This is a genomic window from Pseudomonas sp. gcc21 (genome assembly GCF_012844345.1).
Lineage (GTDB): Bacteria > Pseudomonadota > Gammaproteobacteria > Pseudomonadales > Pseudomonadaceae > Halopseudomonas.
The window spans coordinates 1,943,848-1,960,353 of the sequence record NZ_CP051625.1 but is presented as its reverse complement, the minus strand read 5'-3'; the positions used below and the strand labels follow the sequence as shown (position 1 = coordinate 1,960,353).

The following is a 16,506-nucleotide window of genomic DNA, read 5'->3' as shown; positions in this document are numbered from 1 at the left end:
AGGATGCACCTAAGGCTGCCCCGGCAGGGGATTGCCGAACAACTCGATATAGCGTTCGCCAAGCCTGGTTGACCCGACGTGATTCAGATGGTGTTCGTCCCGGTACAGAGGGACGCCGTCCAGCACGGTTTCGCAACGGTGATCGCCGCAGATGGCTTTTTTCGGATCGATCCAGATCACGTCTGGAAACCGGTGTTCTACTGCTTGCTTGAAGTGATCGAAGCTGGTCTGCCTCTGACGGACCTGCGCTGCATCTATCGAGCAATCGTCCATGTCCTTCAGCAGGCATTCGGCATACGAGCTGGATGGAAGCTCCGGAACGTCTTCCAGCATGATCACTCGGTGGCCCTGAGCGTCCAGCCAGGCCACGGTATCCAGAAAATACCCCTGGAACGATTCATCTTGCAGGTAGGAATTCCACCAGCCATTGACGAATACTGTCATGGGTCGTCTTTGCAGGTAGTCGGCCAGTGCGCTGTTGCGCTGGGTCTTTTCCGGGTCGGCGAAGGCATTGATGGAATGTTCCGGAATCACAAAGGGCGTAGAGGCGCCTGTCACCACCAGCAGAGCGTGCCGGTTTCCAGCAAGCTGCTCGACAAAACCCAGCAAGGCGAGGGCGTGCGAATCGCCGATCAGAATGGCGTCGGGCTCGCCATTTATGGGCTCACGGCCGACTATGCAGGCCTCGCTTGTATCGAAATCAGCCGGATCGCCCTTGAAGCATGGCTTGTACAGGTCCCCGGCGTTGTTTTGCGCGATTATGTTATACAGCTCGCGCCGCTCTTCCGGAATGCGGAAGCTCAGGTCGTCAGCGAGGCGGATAGTCGTCTGGATAGCCCAGACAACGAGCATTGGTACGAATACGAAGAGCGTGAAGGATTTTCTGAAGCTCCACGGACGGTGGCGGTAGCGATTCTCCACATAACGGAAGCTCAGCCACGACAGCAATAGCACAGCGGCCATCAGCAGCAAGCGATTGCTCCAGGTCAGCTCGATCAGCTGATAATGCATCAGCGCCACCGGTGGCCAATGCCACAGATACAGGGAATAGGATATTCCGCCCAGGAAAACCATGGCTGGCAGGCTCAGTAGTCGGGCAGTCAGGGTGCCGCTCTGGTGCAAACCGGCGTAGATCACCAGCGCCGTGCCCAGGGTCGGCCACAAGGCGTTATACCCCGGGAAATGATCCTGCGAAGTGAGAAGGAAGGCCGCGGCACAGATCATGGCGACGCCGAGCGCAGCGACTATTTCGGCACTGCGACGCCTCAGGCTTGGCAACTGGTGACCAAACAGGGCCACACCGGTGCCGAGCATGAATTCGAACAGGCGAGCGGGCAGCAAATAGAACGCCGCAGACGGATAGGCGGCGGCGAGATACACCGACAGCCCAAGTGCGGCGATCAGCGCCATACAGAAGGGCCAAAGACCGCTGCGATTCCTGCCAAAACAGTAGGCCAGATACAGGACGGGCGGCCAGATCAGATAGAACTGTTCCTCTACTGCCAAGGACCAGGTGTGCAGCAGCGACAGAGAGCGGGTTTCCGGAGCGAAGTACTGAGTCAGCTCGTGGAAATAGTAGAGGTTGCTCAGCCCTGCCAGGGATCCAAGCCAGCTCTTTGCGAAAATGTAATAGGCGTCGCCGATGTAATAGGGCGAGATCATTACAAAGGTAACGGTGGATACCAGCAGGAACAGCGGCAGCAGCCGGCGAATACGGCGGGCATAGAAATCGCTGAACCGGAACGAGCCTTTCTCCAGGGCGCGTTGCAACAGCTGGGTGATGACAAAGCCGGAGATGACGAAGAACACGTCCACGCCGATGAAGCCGCCAGCGATCCCCGGGACCTGATAGTGATAAAGAATGACCAGAATTACAGCGAGCGCACGTAGCCCTTCGATGTCGGCGCGGTAAGTCGGGGTGGTCTTCAAGAAGAACTTCCAAGATAATCGCAAAGCGCGGAATTATAGGGGCTGCTGGAATAATCAGAAAGATAGATTATGTAGCCCCGAATTACGGTCGCTTCAGAATCGAAATGGACTTTTTCAAGCCAACGGATGGTTATATGTCTACAGAACACTTCAAGGTGTATTTCAACGGTCGTCTGGTAGAGGGGCTGGGCGAAGATCAATTGCGGTCGAATCTGCATAAGGCGGGTTTCCGACCCGAGCAGGTCGAATCACTGCTGGCCGGCAAGCCGGCGACCATCAAGCGCGGTCTCGATAGCCAGCAAGCGCTGGTTTATCAACGCCGGCTGGAAGCGGCCGGCCTGCTGGTGGACATCCACCCCGAAGCCCCTGTTGGCGAAAGCGCTCCGGCTGAACCGACTATTCAGCCTGAGCCTGAGCCTGAGCTGTCACTGGTATCGATCGAAGAGCCGGTTATCGAGCGCCCGGGCTACGATGGGCCGGTCAATCGTGAGCCGCCGGTGCCGGAGCTCAAGCCCGCTACCCCGCGGCGCAGCGAGCCGGTGGTCTTTACCGGTCAGGGAAGCGAATTTTTCGGCATCTGGATCGTCAACCTGTTCTTGATGGTATTGACCCTGGGCTTCTACGCCCCTTGGGCCAAGGTGCGCACCCTTCAATATTTCTATGGCAACACCCATGTTGACGGCAACAGCTTTCAGTATCTCGCCGATCCGTGGGTGATCTTTCGTGGACGGTTGATTGCGTTGGTTGCGGTAATCGTCTGGTTTGTGATTTCCGAGCTGTCGCTGATTGGCTCCTTGATTCTGCCCTTGTTGTTGCTTCCGGCGCTGCCCTGGGTGGTGATGCGCTCATTGCAATTTCATGCGGTCAATAGCGCGTATCGCAATATCCGTTTCGACTTCAAGGGCAGCTACGGCGGAGCCTGCATGGCCTTGCTGGTATGGCCGTTCGTTGCGCTGTTAACGCTCATGCTCGCCGCGCCTTTCAGCCTGTTCAAGTCCCACAGCTATGTCGTGAACAACAGCCTGTTTGGCACCATGCCGTTCCGCCTGAAGTTGCGGGGCACCGATTACTACGTTTTCTTCCTGCGCGTTATCGCAGTCGGCGTGGGCTGTGCGGTGTTGGCAGCCGTGCTCGGCAAGCTGGCGCACCCAATGCTCGCCATCCCGGTCGGGATGATTGGCTATCTGGCATTGTTCGGTTACTTCATGGCCGGCCTGACCAATATGGTGATGAATGCCACTGTGCTCGGTATGCACGGCTTCGAGTCACAGCTGGGTAAGCGTCGGATGGTCTGGATATTCCTCACCAACAGTTTGTTAATCATGCTCACACTCGGGTTCTACACGCCCTGGGCCAAGGTGCGCATGGCTGCGTATCGTGCCAGTTGCACGACGGTCGAGATTCACGGCGATCTGGATGGCTTCATCGCTGGCGAAGAGCGACGCGCCAGCGCGATAGGACAGGAAGTTGGGGAGGCTTTCGATGTCGGCATCTCCATCGTCTGACAGTGAGCTTGCCGGTATTTATCTTGACGGGCGGACCAGCAAGCCTCGCCCGGCAAGCGTCAGGTTGGAAAACAGCCAGTTGCACCTTCGCTTCGAGGACGGCGATTACCTGTTTGACAGCAACGATCTCCGGCTAGGAACCCGGGTCGGCAATGCGGGTTATTACCTGCATTTGCCGCGTGGAGCTGTATTCGAGACGACCAATCAGACGGCGCTGACGGAGCTGGCTAATGCGGCGGGTATCAAGGGCTCACAAGGGTGGTTGCAGCGTCTAGAGGCGAGCTACCGACTGATCGCCGTTAGTGCTCTGGTTGTGATCCTCTGTGTTGCCGGCAGCCTGATGTACGGCGTGCCCTGGTTGTCGCGTCAGATCGCTGAACGGGTACCTGTTGCGCTGGAGAATCGCCTGGGTGCCGAGTCTCTGGCTGCGCTGGATGGCATGTGGCTGGCACCCAGCGAGCTGGCGCCCGAGAAACAGCAGCAAGTGCGGGACGCGTTTGCGCCCTATCTGGCGCGGCTGGCTGAAAGTCATCCTGAGCACAACCTTCAGCTGCTCTTGCGTTCAAGCGATGACCTGGGTGCGAACGCGCTGGCACTGCCTGGCGGCACCATGATATTCACCGATGATCTGATTCGCCTGGCCGAGGATGATTGCGAGCTGATTTCAATCATGGCGCACGAGGCGGGCCATGTTGTTCATCGCGATACGATGCGCGGCATTGTGCAGAGTTCGCTGGCGCTGTGGTTGGTCATGTCGATTACGGGCGACCTGTCCGCTGCGTCGGATCTGACCACCAGCGTGCCGGCCGTGCTGGCGAATCTGGGCTATTCACGAAAGATGGAAGTGGAAGCGGACAGCTTTGCATTGGAGTTCATGCTGGCTAACCAGCTGTCGCCGGCCTGCTTTGCCAACATCATGCAGCGACTGGACGGCAAGTCGTCGGAGGAAGACGGCCAGTCAGACGGGTTGTCAGGATTCCTTTCAACCCATCCGCCAACGCCGGAACGTATCAAGCGCTTTCTGGATCAGACCGCCGCTGTTGAAGGCTGACGCAACTGCAATACGTTCAGGGTCCGGTCGCGAACGCGCTTGAGCAGCTCGGCGTCTTCAACCAGTGATTGCCCGTAGGAGGGAACCAGTTCCTTCATGCGGGCTTGCCACTCCGGACTTTGCAGACGATCACCGAAGCAGCGGTGCAACACGTCGATCATGGCCTGAACGGCAGTTGATGCGCCCGGCGATGCGCCCAGCAGAGCGGCCAGCGTACCGTCCTTCGCAGCCACTATTTCCGTACCGAATTCCAGCTTGCCGTGACCTTTGGCGTCCTTCTTGATGATCTGTACACGCATACCGGCGTTCTGCAGTCGCCAGTCATCTTCGCGCGCGAGCGGGAAGAAGTTGCGCAGCGATTCTACCCGGTCCTTGTGGGACTGGAATGATTCGGCGATCAGGTAACGGGTCAGATCCATATTATCGCGGCCCACAGCCATCATCGGTGCGACGTTATAAGGCTTGACCGAGGAGAACAGGTCGAACACCGAACCTTTCTTCAGGAACTTGGTGGTGAACCCGGCAAAAGGCCCGAACAGCAGTGCAGGTTGGCCGTTGATGATGCGCGTGTCCAAGTGCGGAACGGACATCGGCGGCGCGCCAACCGGAGCCTTGCCATAGACCTTGGAGTGATGGCGCTGCACGATTTCCGGCTTGGTGCAGACCAGCCACTGGCCGCTGACCGGGAAGCCGCCGTAACCCTGGCTTTCATCAATATGGGATTTCTGCAGCAGGGGCAGGGAGCCGCCGCCAGCACCGAGGAAAACGAATTTGGCGTTGATGGTGAGTTCTTCGCCGGTTTTTTCGTCTTCGACGTCAACGCGCCAGTGTCCGCGCTTGCTTTTGCGCAGGGCGTTGACCGAATGATTCAGCCGCAGCTCGAATCCAGATTGCTCGCGAAGGTGGGCGATCATGCTACGGGTCAGCGAGCCGAAATCAACGTCCGCACCGTATTCGACCCGGGTGCCCGCGACTTTTTCGTCTGGCTTGCGCTGTTCCATCACCAGCGGCATCCAGCTTGCCAGCTGCTCGGGTGATTCGCTGAACTGCATATCCTTGAATAGATGATGGGCGCTAAGCAATTGCTGGCGCTTGCGAAGGAAAGCTACGTCTTTCTCGCCCCAGACGAAGCTCTGGTGTGCGGTCGGGTTGATGAACTTGCGCGGCGCCGGGAGAATCCCCTGTTCGACCAGATGCGACCAGAATTGCAGGGTCACTTCGAAGGACGCGTTGATATTCAGCGCCCGGTCAATGGTTATGTTGCCGTCCGGTCCTTCGGGCGTATAGTTCAGCTCACAATAACCGGCGTGACCGGTCCCTGCGTTATTCCAGCCATCCGTGCTTTCGTGAGCAACGTGGTCCAGGCGTTCGACCAGGGTAATGGTCATATCCGGGTCCAGCTGTTTGAGCAACATTCCTAGCGTAGCGCTCATGACACCACCACCGACCAGCAATACATCTACGTTTTTTGCTGTCATTAACATGTCGCCTCTTACCTTGAAAATCCGCGCCAATGATACCGGTTTATCACCGTCGGTGACATACGAAATGCCTTGACACGCGACCAAGGTAGGGGCGGTTGGCGCTTGATCTTGAGCATGGTTTGCGTGGCATCGGTGGTTTATGCTGCGCTCCTTTGCGGCGGGAGTCAGCCTGCCGGTTTACGACGGGGACAATACGATGCGGGACGTGCTAATCGTCGGCGGTGGGGTAATGGGGTGCTTGTCAGCATTGAATCTGGTCAACGCGGGCATGTCGGTCACCTTGATCGAGCGTGGCCGCACCGGCCGTGAGGCGTCCTGGGCAGGTGGCGGTATCGTTTCTCCTCTGTACCCGTGGCGCTACAGCGAAGCGATCAGCGCATTGGCGCAGTGGTCCCAGCACTATTATCCCGAGCTTGGCAGGATGCTGGCTGCCGAAACCGGCATCGACCCCGAAGTGACGCCCTGCGGCCTCATGTGGCTGGACCACGAGGAGCAGGAACAGGCTTTAGCCTGGGCTGCCCGACATCGAAGTCCGTTGCAGCAAAGGGATGCAGCTTTCGTCTATGAGCGCGTTCCGCAACTCGCTTCAGGCTTTCGGGGCGCGCTGTGGCATGAGGGGCTGGCTAACGTGCGCAATCCCCGATTGATGGCTGCGCTGAAGGCCTGGTTGACGCAACAGCCTGCGTTCACACTGTTGGAGAATACCGAAGTAAGCGGATTGCTGGAGGAGAACGGCCGTGTTAACGGCGTTCGTCATGCAGCGGGGGAGAACAGAGCCGGTGCGGTAGTGGTCGCAGCGGGCGCCTGGACTGGCGATTGGTTGGGTGACATCGGTCTGGATCTGCCGGTTGCGCCGGTCAAGGGCGAAATGCTGCTGTACAAGCGTGAGCCGGGTTGGCTGTCGACGATGGTGTTGTATCAGGGGCGCTATGCGATCCCTCGACGCGACGGGCATATTCTGGTTGGCAGCACGCTGGAGCATGTCGGGTACGACAAGCAGGCAACTGACCAGGCTTTCTCATCATTGCGCGACTCTGCGATCCGCATGCTGCCTGAGCTGGCTGATGAACAGCCGGTAGGGCATTGGGCGGGGCTGCGCCCGGGTTCACCTGAGGGCGTGCCCTTCATTGGCCAAGTGCCGGAGCGTCAGGGTTTATGGATCAATGCCGGGCATTATCGCAACGGCCTGGTGCTGGCCCCGGCATCCTGCCGGTTGCTCGCAGACCTGATGACCGGCGCCCGGCCGGCAATCAATCCGTCTCCTTACGCACTGGAAGGGCGGCTCAGCGCGGCGAGCTGAGGGTCAATCGTCGAGGCCGAGCTTTTTCAGGCGATAGCGCAAGGAGCGAAAGGTCAGGCCAAGGCGTTTCGCCGCAGCGGTCTTGTTCCAGCGGGTTTCCTCGAGCGCCTGCATGATGGCCTGGCGCTCGATGTCATCGAGGAAATCCTCAAGCGAATCGATCTGGTTCAGTGCCGGCTGCTGTTCGGATGGCGTATTCGGGATGCCGGACAAATGGATGTCGCCCACATCGATGACGTCGTCGTCACATAACGTGAAAGCGCGCTCAAGGATGTTCTCCAGTTCCCGGACGTTTCCCGGAAAACGATAATTGCAAAGCATCTCCTTACACGCGTCAGTCAGCGTCGGGACGGGCATGTCGGCTCGTGTTGCCAGCCCGGCCAGGGCGTGTTCGGCAAGCTGCGGGATGTCATCACGTCGTTCGCGCAGCGGGGGCACGCTGAGCTCAATGACATTGATGCGGTAAAACAGATCCTGCCGGAATCGGCCCTCGGCTACCTCTGCTGCCAGATCCTTGTGCGTTGCGCAGAGCAGGCGAACGTCTACCGGCTCTTCCTGCTGGGTGCCTACCGGGCGAATGGCTTTTTCCTGTATGGCCCGGAGCAGCTTCACCTGCATGGCGATCGGCAAATCGGCGACTTCATCCAGAAACAGCGTGCCGCCTCTAGCCGCCTGGAACAGGCCGGGCTTGTCTGCGACGGCGCCGCTGAAGCTGCCTTTGCGATGACCGAAAAACTCGCTTTCCATCAGCTCCGACGGAATGGCGCCGCAGTTCACTGGCACAAAGGGTTGCGAAGCGCGCGGCCCCAATGCGTGGATGCGCCGCGCTACCAGCTCCTTGCCGCTGCCTGATTCGCCACTGATATACAGCGGCGCCTGGCTGCGCGCGAGTTTGGCAATTTGCTTGCGAAGCTTTTGAATAGGTGCAGATGAACCCAGGATCGGGTCGGCGGGCGCATCACTCGCGGCGCGTGCTTGCGGCTCCCGCAGACGCAGGGCGCTGGTGACCAGGTCGCGCAGGCGTTTGAGGTCGACTGGCTTGGTGAGGAAATCAAAGGCGCCGGCTTTGAGGGCTGTAATGGCGGTGTCGAGACTGCCATAAGCGGTAATCATGGCGACTGGCGTATCCGGCGCATGCTGCTGGATATAACGCACCACAGACAGGCCGTCGCCGTCGGGTAACCGCATGTCGGTAAGACACAGGTCAAAGCTGTGTTCGGCCAGCAGTTCCAGCGCCTGGCTCAGCGTTGCCGCGCATCGGGTCCGCACCTCCATCCGCTTGAGCGTCATGTCGAGCAGCTCGAGAATGTCGGGCTCATCGTCAATGATCAGTACCAGCGGATTGTTCATGCCGTCCATGCGCTCCATGCGTTGTGGTTTGAAGATATCTGACGTCCGGTCATCATATCAGCCGTTTCGGATGTGCGAAGGTAATACGCATACAGCTTCCCCGTGGCTCGAGTCGTTCATATTCCAGTCTGGCCTGATTGCTCTCGCAGAGTTCACGCGAGATATACAGCCCCAGGCCGGTACCCGACACCTCTGTCGTATAAAAAGGCTCGAATACGTGTTGTACATGTTCGTCGTCAATGCCGGGACCGTGATCGATCACCTCCAGCACGGGCAGCTCGGTATCACGGTTCTGATATAGCTTGAGCCAGATGGTACGCGTCGTCCCAGCGTTCCCGCTGTAGCGCAGGGCGTTCTGGCAAAGATTGTTGAGCACCTGATTGAGCTGATTCGGATCAATCCGAGTAAGCAACTCCTCTTCCGCTGCTTCGAGCTCCACCGTATCGGTCGCCAGCGTGACATGTTTGAAGTCTTCCAGGAACTGCTCGGTCCAGAGCCGCAGGTCCACCAGCTGTGGCTCGCTGGGGCGACGACGGGATAACTCCAGAACTGTTTCGATGACCTTGTTCATGCGCTTGGAATGCTGCTGGATGATTTCGCTCAGGCGTTGGTCCTGTTCGTTGATCTGGCTCGATTCGCGCAGCAGTTGTGCGGCGTGGCTGATGGCCCCCAGCGGGTTGCGTATTTCGTGGGCGATGCTAGCGGTCAGGCGACCCAGGGAAGCCAATTTGAGCTGCTGGGCTTGCTGGGCTACCTGGGTATTGTCATCCAGAAAAACCAGCACGGTATCGTCGCTTTCCTGGGCAAGCGGTTTGAAATTGGCCATGATTTCCACACCGCCGCGGTGGTTGCGAAAGGGCAGGGTGCGGATCGACGGGTAGTTGCGCCATTGTTGGAGTCGCTGGGCCAGATCAGGAGCCAGTTGTTCAAGCTCCATTTCACGAATGATCGGCTTGCCCAGCATCTGTGCGGACGCCTCGTTCGCCTGAAGCACTTTCTGCTGGGGGCCGACCACGATGATGCCGGTACGCATGCGCTGGATGATCAGCTGATTGAGCTTCTCCAGCGAGGCGAGGCTCACTGCCTGTTGCTGGGCCAGTGACTCGGATTGCCGCAACTGGCGGCTGAGTCGCTGCACAAACAATGCGACGGCAAAAAAGATGCACCCCAGTACGCCGACCTGCAGATAACTCTGACTGGCAGCCGGGTGCGACAGGCTGAGGAAGAACGTCAGGTAGATCACTACCAGGCTGGCGAGCGAAGCGAGCAACAAGCCGATGCGGCCGTGCAGCAGGATGTTGCCGGTGGCCACGGGAATGATCAACAAGTTGCCGAAACCGCTGCTTACGCCGCCTGCGGCATAGAACAGAATGCCGAGCATGAAGATGTCGAGCACCGCCAGAACGAAGAGATATCCTTCGCGGCGCCCTTCATGCAGCATCAGGGCGATCAGTACGTTGACGAACAGATAGACCCAGCTGGCGGTCTCGTAGAGGCTCGGGTTATCCAGGTCCAGAAGCCCGTCACGCAGCGCAGCATTGGTAAGGATCGCCAGACAGAAGCCCAGAATCACGCGGTAGATGTTATAGATCCGCAGGATCCAGGGCCGTTGCGACTCGGGCATCATGATGTCTGTTCCATAACCTTCAGTCGAACCAGCGTGGCGCGCAGAAAAGCCTAGCCATTATGGTCGGCTTCGAGGTGGTTTTTGCTGCAGTACCAACGGTCTCCCTCGTGCAGTGCTTGAGTTTCGGGCAGATACACCTTGCACCGGGAACAGCGCACCATAAGAGTAGGGGTGTCAGGTGCGGCGGAAGATTTCGCCTTGTTTGACTGCTGTGCTTTGAATCGCCGCCAGAATGTCAGGGCGACGTATACCAATACCAGCAGGATAATAAATTTGATCAGCCCCATTCCCGGTCCTGTCAGTGGAATAATGAGCCGCCAGTGTATCCCAAGCGGCCAGCAGACCATAGGTTGCTGCGGCTTTGAACCGGCTGATGTGCAAGGCGAGGAGCTGTCTGGATGTTATATCGACAGGCTGAAAGTTGCCGTTCGAGGGATGGGCGTGAGAGGTGAGCGAACCGGCGCGCCTGATGCAGGCGCGCCGTTGACAATCAGTCGAACAGGCCGAAGGTAATGCGGCTCCAGATGGAACGCTGTTCTTCCTGTTGTGCTACCGGGGCGCGGATATCACGGGGCAGCGAGGCAAGGGCTTCCTGATACTGACGCTGCATTTCGCGCTCGGCCTGGGTGGTTCCGCTCTGGGACGGCGGCGTGAGCAGCTTGTCGAGAACGCCAACGGTGGCCGATTCGATAAAGCCGGAATCCGGCTCCGCGGGTTGGACGTGGTGAACGAACTCACCATCTTCCAGGCTCGGGTGCTCGGGGTAATTGGTCTGCAAGGTAACCAGCGCTTTATCTGCCAGCTCGGTCAGTGCCAGGCGGCGATAGGCTTCTACCATGATCGCCAGACCGTCGGCGACTGACGGGGTCTGCTGAAAATTCTCTACAACGTAGCGGCCCCGGTTGGCGGCGGCAACGAAGGCCTCGCGCTTCAGATAGTAATGACCCACATGGATGTCATAGGCCGCCAGCAGGTTGCGCAGATAGACCATGCGGCGACGTGAGTCTTCGGCATAGCGGCTATTCGGGTAACGGCTGACCAGCTGGGCAAACTCGTTGAATGAATCACGCGCGGCGCCCGGGTCACGGCGGGTCATGTCCAGCGGAAGGAAGCGCTCAAACATGCCGCGGTCGCGATCGAATGACGCCATGCCCCGCATGTAATAGGCATAGTCGACATCGGGATGTTGCGGATGCAGGCGGATGAAGCGGTCGGCGGCCGTCTTGGTCGCGTCCGGCTCCAGATTCTTGTAGTACGCGTAAATCAGTTCGAGCTGGGCCTGTTGGGCATAACGACCAAAGGGATAGCGTGACTCCAGCGCCCTGAGCTTTTCAATGGCAGGTCCGTAGTTGTTGGCGTCCAGATCCTGTTGAACCATGGCGTAAAGTTCTGACTCGCTGAGAGCCTCGTCAAGCGTTTTGTTGTTTGACGAACAGGCGGCCATTAAAGACAACAAGCCGACCAGCACGAGGTGTTTCATTGACATATCTGATATCCGGATGGACGAGCGCAAGCTGTTGCCTGAACAGGCGTCCTGTTATAGTTGGTCATTGTTTGCCAGCATCCCGGACAGCCGGTGCGTGCTAGGAAAAGAAGCCGTATTTAACCACAGCGCAGAGTCGAAAACCAAAAGGGATTACATCTCTACCTTTCGGCACTCCAGCGCGATCCAGTGAGTTCTTAATGTCCGATCGTATCCGCTTGTCCGCCCAGGTTGCTGCTGAAAATGGCGGGCAACGCCTCGACCAGGTGGCCGCACAGTTGTTCTCAGAATACTCGAGGTCCCGTCTGCAAGGCTGGATCAAGGATGGCAGCCTGACCGTCGATGGCCGAACCTTGCGCCCGCGCGACACCCTGTATGGTGGTGAGAAGCTGGAGCTTGAAGCCGAACTTGAGGATCAGGGCGACTGGAAAGCCGAAGCCATCGACCTTGAGATTGTCTACGAAGATCACGCCATTCTGGTCATCAATAAGCCAGCCGGGCTGGTGGTGCATCCGGCCGCCGGGCACCAGGACGGTACTTTGCTCAACGCCTTGCTGCACCATGCGCCGGAGCTGGCCAAAGTGCCGCGCGCTGGTATCGTGCACCGCCTGGACAAGGACACCACGGGGCTGATGGTGGTGGCCAAAACCCTCGAAGCCCAGACCGATCTGGTCCTGCAGCTGCAGGCACGCAGCGTTACTCGGGAATATGAATGCGTAGTGGTGGGCGTGATGACTGCGGGCGGCAAGATCGACGAGCCGATTGCCCGCCACGGCACCAATCGCCAGAAGATGGCCGTGATGGCAGGTGGCAAACAGGCGGTCAGTCACTACCGCGTGATCAGCCGATTCCGTGCGCACACGCACGTGAAGGTTAAGCTCGAGACGGGGCGGACGCACCAGATACGGGTGCACATGAGTCACCTGCGTTTTCCGCTGATTGGCGATCAGACCTACGGTGGTCGTCTGCGGATTCCGCCGGGCGCCTCGCCTGAACTGATCAAGATGCTACGTGAATTCCCGCGCCAGGCACTGCATGCACGGCGTCTCGAACTGGTGCACCCGGATGATGGCCGCACGATGAGATGGGAAGCGCCTTTGCCTGCCGACATGGTTGAGCTGCTCAGCCTGCTCCGTGAAGACGGCGAGATGGAAGATTAATGCGCTCCTGGTTGCAGGCTGAGTGGCCCGCGCCGGAACGGGTGCGCACCTGTATTACGACCCGCCAGGGCGGCGTCAGTTTGCCTCCCTGGGACAGCTTCAATCTTGGCGATCACGTCGGCGATGATCCCGATCACGTCGCGGCAAACCGTGCGCGGCTGGCTGCCGAGACGGGTAGCCAGCCGGTATGGCTGGAGCAGACGCACAGTTCGCTCGCCGTGCGCGCCCAGCCTGGAACCGTTCTGAATGCTGACGCCAGCTGGACAGATCAGCCAGGCATCGCCTGCACCATCATGACCGCGGACTGTTTGCCTGTGCTGTTCTGTGATCGGGTCGGGTCGCGGGTGGCTGCGGCCCACGCCGGCTGGCGCGGACTGGTTGGCGGTGTACTGGAGTCAACCATCCAGGCTCTGCAAACCCCAGCCGACCAGCTATTGGTCTGGCTCGGCCCCGCGATAGGGCCAGCATCGTTCGAAGTGGGTGCGGAAGTGCGGGATGCATTCATTGCAGACACCGCCGCTGCCGCCGCCGCGTTCGTGCCTTCCATCAACGCCGGACGCTACATGGCAGACATCTATCGCCTGGCACGGCTACGGCTGCAGGCAGCGGGCGTTACTGCTGTGTATGGCGGTGGCCTGTGCACTGTCAGTGACCCGCTGCGTTTCTACTCCTACCGTCGAGACGGACAGACTGGCCGCTTTGCATCGCTTATCTGGCTGAACACATCTGGCTAACCAGATGTATTGAATGGTGAGTGACAAAATTTTGACCCTGATCAATGCCTGACGCCTTGAAAGCCTGACAATCGTCCTTATCTATACTCCATTCATTGGTTTCTGACCGGCTCCCGTTCCGGTTCTATAGACAGGACATACAAGATGCGTATTGATCGCTTTACCAGCAAACTTCAGATGGCCCTGGCTGACGCGCAATCGTTGGCTGTAGGTCGTGACCACAATCAGATTGACCCCTTGCATCTGTTGCTCGCCATGCTTGAACAGCAGCAGGGTTCCATCGCGCCGCTGTTGCGTCAGGTCGGCTTCGACGTAAACAAGCTGCGCAGCGATCTGGGCGCAGCCTTGGACAAGCTGCCCACTATCAGTAACCCCACCGGTGACATCAATCTGTCGCAGGAACTCGCGCGTTTGTTCAACCAGGCCGACCGCCTGGCGCAGAAGAAGGGCGACCAGTTTATCTCCAGTGAACTGGTCTTGCTCGCTGCAATGGAACCCAACACCGCGCTGGGCAAGATTCTCACCGGGCAAGGCGTATCCAAACAGGCTCTTGAAAACGCCATCGAGCACCTGCGCGGCGGTGAGTCAGTGAATGACCCCAATGCTGAAGAGTCGCGCCAGGCGCTGGATAAATACACCGTCGACATGACCAAACGCGCCGAGGAAGGCAAGCTCGATCCGGTCATCGGCCGCGATGATGAGATCCGCCGTACCGTCCAGGTGCTGCAGCGCCGTACCAAGAACAACCCGGTGCTGATTGGTGAGCCTGGTGTGGGTAAGACCGCTATTGTCGAAGGGCTTGCACAGCGCATCGTCAACGGCGAAGTGCCTGATGGCCTCAAGGACAAGCGGCTCCTGTCGCTGGATATGGGCTCGCTGATCGCCGGCGCCAAGTTCCGCGGTGAGTTCGAGGAGCGGCTCAAGGCGGTGCTTAGCGAGCTGGGCAAGCAGGAAGGCCGGGTGATCCTGTTCATTGACGAGCTGCATACCATGGTTGGCGCGGGCAAGGCTGAAGGCTCGATGGACGCCGGGAATATGCTCAAGCCTGCGCTGGCGCGGGGCGAATTGCATTGCGTCGGGGCGACCACGCTGGATGAATACCGCAAGTACATCGAGAAGGATGCTGCGCTTGAGCGTCGCTTCCAGAAGGTGCTGGTGGATGAGCCCAGCGAGGAAGACACCATTGCTATCCTGCGTGGCCTGAAAGAGCGCTACGAAGTGCACCACAAGGTGGCTATTACTGACGGGGCGATCATCGCCGCTGCCAAATTGAGTCACCGTTACATTACCGACCGGCAGCTGCCTGACAAGGCCATCGACCTGATCGACGAGGCCGCCAGTCGCATCCGCATGGAAATCGACTCCAAGCCGGAGGCGCTTGATCGTCTCGAGCGTCGCCTGATTCAGCTTAAAGTCGAACGCGAAGCGCTGAAGAAAGAGGACGACGAAGCGGCGCTGAAGCGGCTGGAGAAGCTCAAGGAAGAAATTGCCAAGGTTGAACGCGAATATTCGGATCTGGAAGAAATCTGGAAGGCCGAAAAAGCTGATGTGCAGGGTACAGCGCAGATCCAGGAGAAGATCGAACAGGCCAAGCAGGAGCTGGAAAACGCCCGGCGCCGCGGTGATCTGAACAAGATGGCCGAGCTGCAGTACGGCATTATTCCCGATCTTGAGCGTAGCCAACAGATGGCTGATCAGCACGGCAAGACCGAGAACCAGCTGCTGCGCAATAAGGTCACCGATGAGGAGATCGCCGAAGTCGTGTCCAAGTGGACCGGCATTCCGGTCAGTAAGATGCTCGAAGGTGAGCGCGACAAACTGCTGCGTATGGAAGATGCGCTGCACAACCGCGTAATCGGCCAGCATGAGGCGGTGGTTGCGGTCTCGAACGCGGTGCGCCGTTCACGTGCAGGCCTGGCAGATCCGAACCGGCCGAGCGGCTCCTTCATGTTCCTCGGGCCGACCGGTGTCGGTAAGACCGAGTTGTGCAAGGCGCTGGCGGAATTCCTCTTCGACACCGAGGAGGCGATGGTGCGCATCGACATGTCCGAGTTCATGGAGAAGCATTCCGTGGCGCGCCTGATCGGTGCGCCCCCGGGCTACGTCGGTTATGAAGAAGGTGGTTATCTGACCGAAGCCGTTCGGCGCAAGCCTTACTCGGTGATCCTGCTGGATGAGGTGGAGAAAGCGCACCCGGATGTCTTCAACGTGTTGCTGCAGGTGCTGGAAGACGGTCGCCTGACCGATAGTCAGGGCCGCACCGTGGACTTCCGCAACACGGTGATCGTCATGACATCGAACCTGGGTTCAGCGCAGATCCAGGAACTGGTGGGTGATCACGAGGCGCAGCAGGCGGCGGTGATGGACGCCATCGGGCAGCACTTCCGTCCGGAGTTCATCAACCGGATCGATGAGGTCGTGGTATTCGAGCCGCTCGGCAAGGATCAGATTGCTGGCATCGCCAACATCCAGATGAGCCGTCTGAGCCAGCGTCTCGCTGAACGCGATCTGCAGCTGGAGTTGACCGATGAAGCGCTGGAAAAACTCATCGCTGTCGGCTATGACCCGGTGTACGGCGCTCGCCCGCTCAAGCGCGCCATTCAGCGCTGGATCGAAAACCCGCTGGCGCAACGCATTCTGGCGGGGGATTTCGAGCCGGGCACAGTAATCAAGGCGAAAGTTGAGGACGAGGCGTTTGTATTTGCGGGGTGATGCGCAATGCTGCCTCCAGCGGCTGGGTTCATCCCGGCCGCTGGAGTTGCCGCGAGTCGCGTTGTCGAGATGGAACTCGACATTCCATAATGCCTGCGCTGGTTGAGCGAAAGAGTTCCACTCCGGCCGGTGGATTTCGCGGGGCAGATTGAAGTGAGAGAGGGGGGCTCG

General features: G+C 59.0%; 12 protein-coding genes. 6 read left to right on the top strand and 6 right to left on the bottom strand.

From position 1 onward, the window contains the following. Nucleotides 1–9 precede the first annotated feature (9 nt). The gene (locus HG264_RS09025; RefSeq protein WP_169407347.1) at nucleotides 10–1,929 is read right to left on the bottom strand and encodes an acyltransferase family protein; all 1,920 of its coding nucleotides are present in this window, start codon (nucleotides 1,927–1,929) and stop codon (nucleotides 10–12) included. A 134-nt stretch (nucleotides 1,930–2,063) separates the two neighbouring features. On the opposite strand from HG264_RS09025, the gene HG264_RS09020 reads away from it, so the two are divergent. Together HG264_RS09020 and HG264_RS09015 are read left to right on the top strand one after the other, a co-directional pair. Continuing rightward, nucleotides 2,064–3,434, top strand: a complete 1,371-nt coding sequence (locus HG264_RS09020) for a YjgN family protein (RefSeq protein WP_169407346.1) — start codon at nucleotides 2,064–2,066, stop codon at nucleotides 3,432–3,434. Continuing rightward, entirely contained in the window at nucleotides 3,412–4,485 is a 1,074-nt protein-coding gene (locus tag HG264_RS09015; RefSeq protein ID WP_169407345.1) for a M48 family metallopeptidase, read from the top strand. The genes HG264_RS09020 and HG264_RS09015 overlap by 23 nt, the downstream gene beginning before the upstream one ends. Here HG264_RS09015 and mqo read toward each other — a convergent pair. Further along, on the bottom strand, nucleotides 4,461–5,963 hold the full coding sequence (gene mqo, locus HG264_RS09010; RefSeq protein ID WP_169407344.1) for a malate dehydrogenase (quinone): 1,503 nt from the start codon (nucleotides 5,961–5,963) through the stop codon (nucleotides 4,461–4,463). The two genes, HG264_RS09015 and mqo, sit on opposite strands and share 25 nt — an antisense overlap. Nucleotides 5,964–6,165: 202 nt before the next feature. Between mqo and HG264_RS09005 the strand changes: the two genes are divergently transcribed. After that, nucleotides 6,166–7,269, top strand: coding sequence for an FAD-binding oxidoreductase (locus HG264_RS09005; protein WP_169409075.1), 1,104 nt, complete (start codon nucleotides 6,166–6,168; stop codon nucleotides 7,267–7,269). 3 nt (nucleotides 7,270–7,272) lie between these two features. Here HG264_RS09005 and HG264_RS09000 read toward each other — a convergent pair whose 3' ends face one another. The 4 genes from HG264_RS09000 to HG264_RS08985 all read right to left on the bottom strand — a co-directional run bounded on the left by HG264_RS09000 (nucleotide 7,273) and on the right by HG264_RS08985 (nucleotide 11,732). Beyond that, nucleotides 7,273–8,619 carry a sigma-54 dependent transcriptional regulator gene (locus tag HG264_RS09000; RefSeq protein ID WP_169407343.1) on the bottom strand — a complete coding sequence of 449 codons (1,347 nt, stop codon included), beginning with the start codon at nucleotides 8,617–8,619 and terminating at the stop codon, nucleotides 7,273–7,275. A 52-nt stretch (nucleotides 8,620–8,671) separates the two neighbouring features. Further along, entirely contained in the window at nucleotides 8,672–10,246 is a 1,575-nt protein-coding gene (locus HG264_RS08995; protein ID WP_169407342.1) for a PAS domain-containing sensor histidine kinase, read from the bottom strand. Nucleotides 10,247–10,296: 50 nt separating this feature from the next. Next, complete coding sequence (locus HG264_RS08990; RefSeq protein ID WP_169407341.1) at nucleotides 10,297–10,533, bottom strand: PP0621 family protein; 237 nt, start codon at nucleotides 10,531–10,533, stop codon at nucleotides 10,297–10,299. Nucleotides 10,534–10,736: 203 nt separating this feature from the next. Further along, on the bottom strand, nucleotides 10,737–11,732 hold the full coding sequence (locus HG264_RS08985; protein ID WP_169407340.1) for an outer membrane protein assembly factor BamD: 996 nt from the start codon (nucleotides 11,730–11,732) through the stop codon (nucleotides 10,737–10,739). Nucleotides 11,733–11,929: 197 nt separating this feature from the next. Here HG264_RS08985 and rluD point away from each other — a divergent pair, with 197 nt between their 5' ends. From rluD to clpB, 3 genes are all read left to right on the top strand, one after another. Then, nucleotides 11,930–12,889, top strand: a complete 960-nt coding sequence (rluD, locus tag HG264_RS08980; RefSeq protein WP_169407339.1) for a 23S rRNA pseudouridine(1911/1915/1917) synthase RluD — start codon at nucleotides 11,930–11,932, stop codon at nucleotides 12,887–12,889. Then, nucleotides 12,889–13,623 carry a peptidoglycan editing factor PgeF gene (pgeF, locus tag HG264_RS08975; RefSeq protein ID WP_169407338.1) on the top strand — a complete coding sequence of 245 codons (735 nt, stop codon included), beginning with the start codon at nucleotides 12,889–12,891 and terminating at the stop codon, nucleotides 13,621–13,623. Before rluD ends, pgeF begins: the two co-directional genes overlap by 1 nt. Before the next feature lie 144 nt (nucleotides 13,624–13,767). Further along, nucleotides 13,768–16,335 carry an ATP-dependent chaperone ClpB gene (gene clpB, locus HG264_RS08970; RefSeq protein ID WP_169407337.1) on the top strand — a complete coding sequence of 856 codons (2,568 nt, stop codon included), beginning with the start codon at nucleotides 13,768–13,770 and terminating at the stop codon, nucleotides 16,333–16,335. Nucleotides 16,336–16,506 lie beyond the last annotated feature (171 nt).

Coding starts and splice junctions, on each gene's coding strand:
- HG264_RS09020 (WP_169407346.1), top strand. CDS start 2,064: ATGTCTACAGAACACTTCAAGGTGTATTTCAACGGTCGTCTGGTAGAG.
- HG264_RS09015 (WP_169407345.1), top strand. CDS start 3,412: ATGTCGGCATCTCCATCGTCTGACAGTGAGCTTGCCGGTATTTATCTT.
- mqo (WP_169407344.1), bottom strand. CDS start 5,963: ATGACAGCAAAAAACGTAGATGTATTGCTGGTCGGTGGTGGTGTCATG.
- HG264_RS09005 (WP_169409075.1), top strand. CDS start 6,166: ATGCGGGACGTGCTAATCGTCGGCGGTGGGGTAATGGGGTGCTTGTCA.
- HG264_RS09000 (WP_169407343.1), bottom strand. CDS start 8,619: ATGAACAATCCGCTGGTACTGATCATTGACGATGAGCCCGACATTCTC.
- HG264_RS08995 (WP_169407342.1), bottom strand. CDS start 10,246: ATGATGCCCGAGTCGCAACGGCCCTGGATCCTGCGGATCTATAACATC.
- HG264_RS08990 (WP_169407341.1), bottom strand. CDS start 10,533: ATGGGGCTGATCAAATTTATTATCCTGCTGGTATTGGTATACGTCGCC.
- HG264_RS08985 (WP_169407340.1), bottom strand. CDS start 11,732: ATGTCAATGAAACACCTCGTGCTGGTCGGCTTGTTGTCTTTAATGGCC.
- rluD (WP_169407339.1), top strand. CDS start 11,930: ATGTCCGATCGTATCCGCTTGTCCGCCCAGGTTGCTGCTGAAAATGGC.
- pgeF (WP_169407338.1), top strand. CDS start 12,889: ATGCGCTCCTGGTTGCAGGCTGAGTGGCCCGCGCCGGAACGGGTGCGC.
- clpB (WP_169407337.1), top strand. CDS start 13,768: ATGCGTATTGATCGCTTTACCAGCAAACTTCAGATGGCCCTGGCTGAC.